Consider the following 11,159-nt stretch of genomic DNA (forward strand, 5'->3'; position numbering starts at 1 on the left):
CGTAAGCATACGCAAAAAGAAATAAAAATAGTGTAAATCTTCTGCTAGCATCTTTATATCTTCTTTATACGGCTGCTTATCAGACAAGAAAACCGCAATACTGCAGGTTTTTTTTAGAAAAAAACAAAAACAGCGGATATCGTGAAGGATATCCGCTGTTAGAGTCATTGAGACTTATTTTGTTTTTCTGCTTTTGTTCGTGTGTTTCTTACGAAAGAAGACGATCCCCGCTAGTGCAATAAGGCTCACTCCTGCAATCGAATAGCCTTGAGTGATGGCTGTACCGGTCTTTGGTAACACCCGCTTGTCCTTTGCGGTCGCTTTGCTTTGTTTATCAGGCTGTCCTGCATCCGTTGGTTTTTCTTGCCCTTTATTAGAATCATCTTTCTCTGGCTGCTTATCATTTTCCTCTGGTTCTTCTGCTTTTTCAATGACTTTGATCGTCGCTGTGGCGGTGACTGCTTCTTGTGAGTCAGTACCAAATAAGCGTGCGAAAAAGTTAGGAGTTGCTGCTTCATCGGTTACGATTGAATAGGTGACTTGATAGGTTCCGGTTTTTTTGGTATCAACCGAACTGTCCACCAACAGTTGCTCCAACGTAAGTGTCTTACCATCACGATCTGTAGCGGAGACAAAATTGTCGGCAGCTGTCCAGTTGTCACCAACATAAATCACGCTATCTTTCACAGTCACAGAGGTCTGGTCTGCCAACACGGTAATTGTGGCAGTGGCTTCGGCTTTGCCATTGTGATAGGTTACTTGGTATCTGCCTGGTGTGGTGCTGTCAACTGTACCTACTGTTGTGATATCAGTCAGTTGCACTTCGTTGCCGTCTTTATCTGTTGCAGACACAAAGTTATCGGCTGCTTGCCAGTCTTCACCCTCATAAATCGTACTGTCTTTGGCAACTACCGTTTCTTGGTCAGCCACCACGGTAATCATCGCAGTTGCTTTTACATTGCCATTTTGATAAACCACTGGGTACTCGTCTGCTTTGGAGGTATCGACTGTGCCACTAACCGTCACTCCTGAAAACGATAGATTTGCTCCCGTTTTGTCTGTGGCTGAGACAAAGTTGTCGGCAGCTTCCCAATCGTCGCCGACGTATAGGGTACTGTCTTTAGCTTTAATGCTTGTTTGATCAGCTAAAACGGTGATCGTCGCTTTTGCTTCGGCTTTGCCATTGCGATAAATTACTTCATATTTCCCTGGTGTGGCGCTATCGACTGTACCTACTGTTGTGATATCAGTCAGTTTTAATGCGTTGCCGTCTTTGTCTGTTGCCGACACAAAGTTGTCGGCAGCTTGCCAGTCATCACCTTCATAAATCATACTGTCTTTGGCGACTACCGTTTCTTGGTTAGCAACGACCGTAATCGTAGCAATAGCTTCCATTTTCTCATTGCTATAAGTAACTTTATACTGACCTTCTTTGCTGGTATCAACTGATCCGCTAACGATCACTCCTGAAAATGGTAGGTTTGCTCCGGTTTTGTCTGTGGCTGAGACAAAGTTGTCGATTGCTTGCCAGTCATCCCCGATATATAAGGTGCTATCTTTGGCTTCAACTGATGTTTGATCAGCTAACACGGTGATCGTTGCTTTCGCCTCGGCCTTGCCATTGCGATAAATTACTTCATATTTCCCTGGTGTGGCGCTGTCGACTGTACCTATCGTTGTGATATCAGCCAGTTTTACTGCGTTGCCGTCTTTATCTGTTGCCGACACAAAGTTATCGGCGACTTGCCAGTCATCGCCTTCATAAATCGTACTATCTTTGGCGACTACCGTTTCTTTGTTGGCAACCACCGTAATCGTCGCCGTTGCTTTTACTTTGCCGTTTTGATAAACCACTGGATATTGACCTTCTTTGGAAGTATCAACGGCTCCACTAACGGTCACATTTGAAAATGGGACATTCGATCCTGTTTTGTCTGTGGCTGAAACAAAGTTATCAACCGCATGCCAGTCATCCCCAACATATAAGGTACTGTCTTTGGCTTTGACACTCGTTTGATCTGCCAATACAGTGATCGTCGCTGTTGCTTCGGCTTTGCCATTGCGATAGGTTACTTGGTATTCTCCTGGTACTTTCGTATCCACGTCACCACTGGTGGTGACTTCTGCCAAGCTTAACGGTTGTCCCTTCTTATCCGTTGCTGAAACAAAATTATCCGCAAGCTCCCACGCATCTCCAACATAAAGTGTACTATCCTTGGCAACGACTGTTTCTTGATTGGCAACCACGGTGATCGTGGCGACTGCTTTTTGATTGCCATTTTGATAAACCACTAAATATTGGCCTTCTTTGGAAGTATCCACGGCTCCACTAACTGTCACATTTGAAAATGGAACGTTCGCTCCTGTTTTGTCCGTTGCCGAAACAAAGTTATCAACCGCAAGCCAGTCGTCCCCGATGTATAAGGTGCTGTCTTTGGCTTTAACCGAAGTTTGGTCTGCTAAGACCGTGATCGTAGCTGTTGCTTCGGCTTTGCCGTTACGATAGATTACTTGGTATTCTCCAGGTGTATCCGTGTCAACTTCACCGGTGATGGTCACTTCTGTGATTGCCACTGTGTTACCGTCTTTATCCGTTGCCGCTAGAAAATTATCAGCTGCTGTCCATGCATCGCCCACATATAACGTGCTGTCTTTGGCTGCCACCGTTTCTTGGTTGGCCACCACAGTGATCGTCGCTGTCTCGCTCACGTTGCCATTCATGTATTTGACTTCATAAGTGCCGACTTTAGATGTGTCGACCTCACCGTTGACGGTAATTTCCGAGAAGGTCAACGCATTGCCATGCTTGTCTGTCGCTGAAACAAAGTTGTCTTCAGCATGCCATTCATCTCCCACGTAGATCGTGCTATCTTTGGCGTCGATCGTCGACAAGTCTTCTTCTGGTGTGATGCCGACAGAAAGATGATTGCCCGTCCGGTTCACTTGCACCTCTTTACCAAGCTGAAGTTCCTGTGGTATGACGTAACCTTCTGGGACGTAGGAAACATAAAGCATATAGGTCCCTGTATAAATATCAGCTAATTGATACTCTCCCTTCTCATCCGTTACAACAGAAATAACATCTCCAGTCAACTGATTCCAAAGCATCAATGTAACGCCTGCAATTTTCTGAGTTGGTTCTTCGGTATTATAAACATCAAGTGACGCACTAGTTTTGTAAATGATCCCGTTTGAATCACCTGCCGAAAATTGCAGGTTAGTCACCGTCGAAGTAGCCGTCCGTTTGGCTTCCGACAAGGTATCAATCGTATCAGAAACGATCGTTGCTGAAGCTGAGATTTGGCCGGCGTTTTGTGAAAGTACGTTGTAACTGATTTCGATATTTTTCGTTAAAACATAGTTTGAAAAGACAAGCTGTACGTCTCCGTCAACTTCTTTGATTTCGTAGCTATCGTCTGGCACATTTGAAACATTGATTGACCTAAGATCGATTTCACCATTGGTATTTCCCAATGATTTTAGAAGGATCGTTGGATTTGCTACTTTTTTCGAGCCATCATCGATATTTTTTGTTGTGACCTTGACCTGAGTCATGTTTTTTGTATTATTCACGGTATTTTGAGTAATCCCAATAATATCCGTCGCTGTATTGGAAACCGAAACGGTAGTTGAGCCTTGCTGATTATTTGATAGCGGCTCTTTTGCAAAACCAGGTACATAAATCGTACTCATTTCCTGCCAACCATTGGCGTACTGATAGGAAATGATGTAGCGATGGTTAGTCGTCCCAAAATCAAAGGTATAATAGTTGGTTGCCTCATCATGGGTGATCGTTGGATAATTCGGATCGCTTTCTTTCATGGCTTGATTATCATAATAACCACGATCCCAGTACTGTGGATAAATGCCACTGACTTGTTCATTGGAAACATCGATGATCGAAAACACAACATCCGTATTTTTCGGAACATGGGTCTCAACAGTCAAATCACTGATGGTATCTTGACGAGCGTTGACTAAAAACTGATTCTTACTGCTTTGGAGCGTGCGTTCAGAATACAGTTTTCTTCCGGTATAGACGGAGGTATGAACCGTGTCAAGTCCTGTCGCGGAAATCGTGATTGGAATTGTATCGTTAGGAATTGATTTTGTCGGTGCTAAACTATCTGGCACATAATTGAAGCCAATATCAAATTGAACAGAATAGGTAATGGGCGACGTAAAGGTGACCATCGTTCCGCCTGCTACTTCTTCAATCGTATAATCAGTTCCTAAAGTATAATAGAAGCCGACTTTTGGTACCTTTCTTAAAGAAAGATACTCGGGATGTTCAATAAACATTTGTAAATTTTCAATCGGTTGTGAGGTGCTGCCTTCGATATTGACTGAAGTGTCACTGGCATAGGCACCATTTTGATCATAATTTCCCCAAGCAGTTTCAGCGTTATTGGGATTAAGAACACTGATTGGTTCGACGTAGTTGTCTTCAACGATTTTGAATTCTTTATTAGCAATTAACGGTGTCGAGACATTGAGGATGATATCTTTCTGATCAAAGGGTACGGTTATGTTCGTGGAACCAAGAGTGAGATTGCTGTCTTTTGTGGCCGTCACAATCAGTTTGTCCCCATTATTTTCGACAGAAAAATAATCCGTAAAAGTCACATTTTGATAGAAGGCGTCTCTTGCTGTTAACTGTTTCGCCGTGATCGGCTGTCCGTTTTGACTCGAAAGAATGATTTGTTGACCTGCTTTCATCTCCGTCGGCATTTGATGAATTGATACATAGTAGTTTCCTTTAGAAAGGCCATTCATAAAACTGGCAGAAGCAACCCCCATATAATACCTAGAATCGACTTCTTTTTCATCTTTACTGGTTGCTGCCGTGAAGGAAAACCCTCTGTTTTGGGCAGCTGTTTGTTTTAGCTGTACCGAACCAAATCCGGTCGTCGGATACCCTTTTGAAAAAGAAGAAGTATAATCCGTCAACGCGGTCAAACTCATCGTGAATTGATAAGAAACACCATAGGCCTTTTGCTTGTCCATTTGTTTGACTTCAACAGCAGTATTGTAGAGACTATTTGAGGTGATTGTGTAGTCCGTCCCTTCAGTCAATGCTGTTTGTGTTTCTGGCTTGATCTTTCCTTTGATATCCACTTCATAGCTGAAGACTTTTAACGGTTGGGTCTCAATCTTTTTGAAGGACGCACCCGGCGTATCAACCAAATGCAGTGAAAGAGTTTCCGTTCCAGATAATGTCCGATCGGTATTGTAGTAAACCATTCCTTGCATCCCAAAGACATTTTTTTCTGACACATATTGAATCGGGTCAACTTCTTCATACAAATCAATGGCGTAGCTTGTCTGGTTTTGATCGCCCATCTCAATGGTTAGCTGAGGCTTGTCTTCTGAATAAAGATAACTGGTCAACTCGATCGAAAACGATGCATCATGAATGGATTGGTTAAAGGTGATCGTTAATTGATGGGCGGCACTATCTACTGCCCACGAAGCATTGATTGCTTCATTTGTTCCTTGCATATCACTAAAACCAAGGCCTTCCGGCAGGTCAAAAACAGCAGTGGTGCCGGCTAAATAGTCTTCGTCATTGATTTCAAAGTCTAATTTCAGTTTCACCGGACTATTGTTTAAAATCCGCGTTTCTTCCGTTTGACTGAACTCCTCACCAGCAATCGTCAGTAATGTGCCTTTTTCTAAAAGCTCTTGTCCATTGATGCGGGTGCTGACACGGGAACTCTTTTCGGCTCCTTTTGCCTCTTTCGATTCAGTTTCTGAAGAACTTGTTTGCGTCGAATCTGTAGTATCTGCTGTATGCGTTGATGAAGTTGTAGCTGGCGTTTCACTTTGACTCGTTGTTGCTGCATCCGTCTTGGAGGTTGCTTCGCCGCTTTCTTCTGAAGAACGATCCGTTTGAGTAGTCTCAGTTGTTTGCGCGTCGCTTGTGTTTGTTTCATTGGCAACGCCGCTGGTTGATTCCAGCAGATGATTTGAGTTATCTAAAGTACGAATGGTCTGTTCCTGTTCCGTGGTTTCCGCAAGCGCCATGACCGGAGTGATCACTTGGGACAGACCTAAAGCGGTAACAACAATGCCATGACGAATTCGTTTATTTCTCTTTTTCATTTTTTTCCTCCATTAAATATATGTAGTTTTAACTGATTGCTTTACGGATTTTTTTTCCAACTTCTAATTCTTCCCCATTAAAAAAGCAAAGGACATTGTTTGTTCGATCAATCATTTTGATTTGTCGCGCATTAATAATGTACGATTTGAATACTTTATAATACTCAGGCAAATCTAGCTGTTTGATGACCTTTAACGAAGTTTCAATGCACTCAACTGATTTCTTTTGATGGAATACGATTCGGTTTCGCTCACCTTTGATCGTTGTTATGTAGTTGATTGCTTCTGCATCAACGATCATCAACTCTCGTTTACTAACAATTTTTAATAAGTGTTTTTTTCCCAGCAATGATCGTTTCACTTCAATTGCTTCTGTTAACAAATTTCTTAACTGCATTGCCACATCCTTTTCTTCTGTATCGATGATTCCTAAAGGACAGATAAGATTCAGTTTCTTGATTTCGATTTTGGACGCATAGGCACCATAAAAAGCAATTTGACACTTTTTGCACTGCTCCCTCAATCGCCCTGCTAATTGAAAACTTCGATCAAAGCCCATCATTTCAATGGAAAATAAAAATAAATCGTTCACATCTGTTAGATACCCTTCAAGAAAAGAATCTAGTTCTTCCGGTGAAATGATCTCCACCATAGAATAAGGAACATGACTTTCAGTGATCATTTTTTTCATCAAATTTCCATTAAAAAAGTTGTCATCTACTATATAAACAGCGAAATTGCTCAAATTTGCAGACATCTTAATTCTCCTTTTCACATCATTTCTAATTGTATTCTTAATTAAAAATGCCTGCTTGCACTTTCAAACGAATTAGCGAAACGTTTATGCAAAAAAGGTAGTTTAAATTAAAAACAAAGTAAGAAAAGACTTTATAATTGGTCTAAACCTATTATAGTAAAGGAGTTCCCGTCGTACTGCTTTCTTAACACATTTATAAGACAGAAAGCGCAAACAACAATAAAAACTTATGTTTTTTTAAGTAGTTTAACTAATTAACAATTCCAAAACTTACCGACTACTGCCCAACCTTTCTAATGATTTTCAAAAAAAAAACCTTCGTTCAAATTAAATATTAATCGTTATTTATTCTTCGTTTTTTCGCAAAAAAAAGCTACCCTTCTCTTTGGGCAGTCCGGTTAAGGGTAATCAACTGTTTCCTCTGAAGATTTTCCATCAAAATAAAAGAGATCGTTCGCTGCTGCAAGATGCAATCAAAAAAAATTTTCTACTTAATTTACCATATCGAATCTACATGGACACGACAAAAAACCATTTATTTCGAACAATAAATGGCCTGTTTGCTGCTTTTATTATGCTTTTGATTTACATGCATCCCGTGAATTTTGATTGTTTTCTTTTTTTCCTTCTATATTAATAAGGAATTTTTTACAAGTGCTCATGGGGTTTTATCATCTGTTTTTTTTAATGCTCGTTTTAGTTTTCGATTATGCCAAATCAGATAAGCGATGATCAAACATAAAACACCACCAATCGATAGATAGAGAAGGATCGGCGAAGCGGTTTCTTCAATACTGACATCTTGCTCGTTTCTTTCTTGCGCTTCTTGCCTTGCAACTTGGAAGGTCGGCTCTCCCTGCCATTCTTGATCGGCTGCTTTAAGGGTCGCTTTTATTTCATACTCTCCTGATAGCAGTTCCTTTCCATCCAGCGGAAGTGCGTAATTCATTAATGCATTGGGCGCTAATTGGATTTCTTTTTCCCCTTTGATGGCTGTTGCTTTTCCTTCATGGAACACTTCATAAGCAAGCGTGGCTTTACTGAGATAATCGGCTGCTGCATTTTCCACCGCTACGATGATGACATTGCGGCGGTTGATCTCTTCCAAATGGGCTTCTTCAATTCGGACCGCTGGCGGGATGTCTGACTCTTTATTTCGGAGCAATACCGCCACTTCTCTTGCTAATAGGTTTTGAACATTCCCTTGAAATTCTTCACTGCCGGTTTGCTGTACGTATAGTCCCCCTGCCAAAATCCCATCAAATGATTTAGATGGCATCCGGACTGTCAAGGTGATTTCTTTTTGTTCATTAGGGGCTAATGAAAGTGTTTCATCACTTAAAGTAACGAGTTCTTCGATCGCGTACGGAGCAGAAGGCGTTGCTTCCTCATTTGCCCCAGAGTACTCAACGACGCCAGTCATGTTCGTGACCGCTCGATTAAACGATAGCTGTAGATTGATTGGTTGCTCGCTTTTATTGGAAACCATGACTGCTAGTTTTTCTTCTGCCTTGGGCTCCAGCAACAAATCATAGTACATCAACTCTTTGTCCCGCTGTGACTCCGGCAATTTGATTTGAACATCGAAGGTATCAAGTGAATCTGCTGCCCCCGTACTACTAGTACCAATGAAAAATAAGACCGTTAGAATACTTACTACCCAATACTGAAATCCTTTGCCTCGAAGTTTGTTCTGATGCATCCTGTCAGATCCTTTCTACACAAAATAGGAAAGAAAAATCAGCTAGCATAAAAAGCAGCCGCTTAGGCAAGCTGCTTTTTTTCTGCTAACTGTTAAGCAATGACTACTAACCTATGGGGTCGTCGGAGCACTGCTGATCGTCCAAACGAGGGTCGTTTGATAGGTTGCCGATTGTTTTTCCGTATTGGCTGGGATCGAAAGGGTAAATTGTTCTAGAGGCATCGATGTTTCACCGATCCCTTCACCAGCATTGGCGGTCAAGAAAGCATATTCATTGTTGATCGCCGCAAAATCAAGCTCGCCATTGGCAATATCACTGGTTCCGGTTGGCGGCGAACTTAAGTTGTTGGTCAATGTACCCGTATCTACCGTTAATATCGCACCGTCCAACGTACTGTCTCCTGCCGTAAATTGGGTTGCTTGCCGTACTTTAATTGCCCAAGAAGAGTTCGCCTGTCCTCGGTTATCACTGACTGCAACTGCCCCTCTTTGCAGCGTGGACCCATCGCCAGGTAGTCCAGTCCCATCCGTAGTAGCCACCCACGTTTCGCCATTTTCTGTTTGGATCTCATGGGCACCAAAATCTAAATTCGTTGGTAGCTGCGTATTGGGATCACTCCCGCCTTTATCCGGGTCAAACACGATGCCACCAGAGGTATATTCTACGACACCGGTCGTATCGTCCGCTTGCACCGTGGTCACAATACTAAGGGCGGTCAATACCCCCAATGCGCCTATTACCGATTTCTTTGAAATCATGTTGCCATCCTCCTTTTTTTGATGCAAATGATCAATGTCAGACTAATGAAGAATCCGCCTATTAAGGGCAGCCAAAAGTGATTGGTTTCAGCAAGCTGCGGCAGTGGTTCTTCTACGTTAGTGACCGTTTCTTGATTGGTTGGTGGTTCAATTTCTTCATCAATTGAATCACTGCTAGCTGTTTCCGTTGGTCCTTCATAAAACTCAATGTTGCCGGTCGTCGTATTGGCTACTGCTGATGGAACGAAACTGCAGAAACTGCCGATCATCAAAATCAGAAGCAGCACAAGGGAATTCTTTTTCATTCTGCTCTTCCTTTTCAAGGTGTATCGGAAACGGTCCACACGACTGTGGCGCGATACTGACCTTGAAATTTAGGTGTTTTCTCAGGTACAAATAAATTGAACTGTGAGAAGTTAACGGTCAGTCCACCAGTCGATGCCGCATTTTCCAACGTCACCACATTTTTTTCGACATTTTGCTGCAGGGCAATCGTTGCATTATCAGGTAAAACAACTCGACCATCCGTAAAGGTCGAATTGACAGTGCCAAGCTGAACCCTTAATTCGGCGGCTGGCAATGTGCGTGTACCATTGACCCAATTGGTGGATTGTCTGACCTTGACTTGCCATTTTTTCTGCCGATTGCGGGTATCATTGATCCGTAAAATCCCAGTTGTAGCAGCTGAGCTTTGATCGCCGTTGGCGGTTGCCCGCCACGTCTCACTCTTTTTCGTTTGAATGGCATGTCGGCCAAAATTCAGCTGAGTCGGTAGATTCGTCCGATCCATCGTCAGTGCTTCGACCATGAAATAAATCATGGTTTGGCGACTGCTGATATTTAGCGCACTAAAGTTCAAGAGATTGATGTCCGTCGGCTTTGCTTTCAAAACAGAAGCGGAAAAATTAGCAGTCCAATTTGCAGTCAACTGACCCGGACCTGAAAGTAACGTCGGAATTTGAACATCCGTTGCTCCTAAAACAGCTGCATCCGCCAGCTGTTCTTGGACAGTTGTCAAATTATTCAATGCTGAGTTCACGGTGCTAAGTAGAGTATTGAGCAACCCTTGCAGCAATGCGCGCACGACGCCGCCAATATCGATGCCGATCACTCGGATCTGGGTATTTTGAATCGCGGTACTTAAATTCCGTAGAATTTGCGGGACATTGGTTCCTAAGACGACACCAAGGTTCGAACTCATATTGGCATATAAAGCTTCTTTCTGGGTCGTAAACTGCAACGGACTGGTAAATTCAACATTCCCAATATTTCCGACAGTCTTTAGTAAAGAAATCTGCTGATTGATCGCTGTCAAATCGATTTGAACAATCCCAAGGTTGAGATTTAGTGAACTGGTCAAGGAATCAAGCGCTGTTAAGATCGCATTCAAAAGTGGGACATTGGCAATATTGACTGTGGTCGACGTCTTGATCGATGCTGATCCATTGGCACTAATGCTAGTTCTCAATTCTGCTGGGATCGCTAATAAAGCAAATTTATCTTCCCCACTGACATTGACAGAAGCGTTCAACCCGCCGTTGCCTTTAATAGAAAAAGTCACTGGTCGATTTGTCACGCTGCCTGGCCATGGAACGCTTACTGAGGTGCCACTTGTATTGGCACTCGTTAAATTGCTTAAAATCTCCACATCTAAAACATTCACTGCTGCTTCGGCTTTTATTGTCGTTGTTAAAAGATACAAATTGACGAAACTGATGCTGGTCAAAAAGAGAATTAATTGGCCGATCGTCCATTTGTAAAGACGTTTTTCCCTCCTTCTGCTTTTCATACCATTTCTAACCCTTTCTTTACGAAACGATGATCATTGCTTCAAAA

General features: G+C 42.5%; 6 protein-coding genes. All 6 read right to left on the reverse strand.

The annotated features are described in order from the left end of the window. Positions 1–174: 174 nt before the first annotated feature. The 6 genes from IGJ01_RS10815 to IGJ01_RS10840 all read right to left on the reverse strand — a co-directional run bounded on the left by IGJ01_RS10815 (position 175) and on the right by IGJ01_RS10840 (position 11,112). A complete protein-coding gene (locus tag IGJ01_RS10815; protein ID WP_430601065.1) occupies positions 175–6,105 on the reverse strand; it encodes a bacterial Ig-like domain-containing protein in 5,931 nt (1,976 codons plus the stop codon). Positions 6,106–6,133: 28 nt separating this feature from the next. After that, positions 6,134–6,862: a LytTR family DNA-binding domain-containing protein gene (locus tag IGJ01_RS10820; protein WP_005235024.1), complete on the reverse strand. Its 729-nt coding sequence runs from the start codon at positions 6,860–6,862 to the stop codon at positions 6,134–6,136. A gap of 658 nt (positions 6,863–7,520) precedes the next feature. Next, positions 7,521–8,564 carry a DUF916 and DUF3324 domain-containing protein gene (locus tag IGJ01_RS10825; protein WP_005235023.1) on the reverse strand — a complete coding sequence of 348 codons (1,044 nt, stop codon included), beginning with the start codon at positions 8,562–8,564 and terminating at the stop codon, positions 7,521–7,523. A 111-nt stretch (positions 8,565–8,675) separates the two neighbouring features. Continuing rightward, positions 8,676–9,323, reverse strand: a complete 648-nt coding sequence (locus IGJ01_RS10830) for a WxL domain-containing protein (RefSeq protein ID WP_430601067.1) — start codon at positions 9,321–9,323, stop codon at positions 8,676–8,678. Beyond that, positions 9,320–9,628 (reverse strand): hypothetical protein, encoded by a 309-nt coding sequence (locus IGJ01_RS10835; RefSeq protein WP_086332525.1) that lies wholly within the window; start codon positions 9,626–9,628, stop codon positions 9,320–9,322. The genes IGJ01_RS10830 and IGJ01_RS10835 overlap by 4 nt, the downstream gene beginning before the upstream one ends. A gap of 14 nt (positions 9,629–9,642) precedes the next feature. Continuing rightward, a complete protein-coding gene (locus IGJ01_RS10840) occupies positions 9,643–11,112 on the reverse strand; it encodes an adhesive domain-containing protein (RefSeq protein WP_429960663.1) in 1,470 nt (489 codons plus the stop codon). Between the last annotated feature and the right edge of the window lie 47 nt (positions 11,113–11,159).

Source organism: Enterococcus sp. AZ089, from assembly GCF_050547225.1.
Taxonomy (GTDB): domain Bacteria; phylum Bacillota; class Bacilli; order Lactobacillales; family Enterococcaceae; genus Enterococcus_D; species Enterococcus_D entomosocium.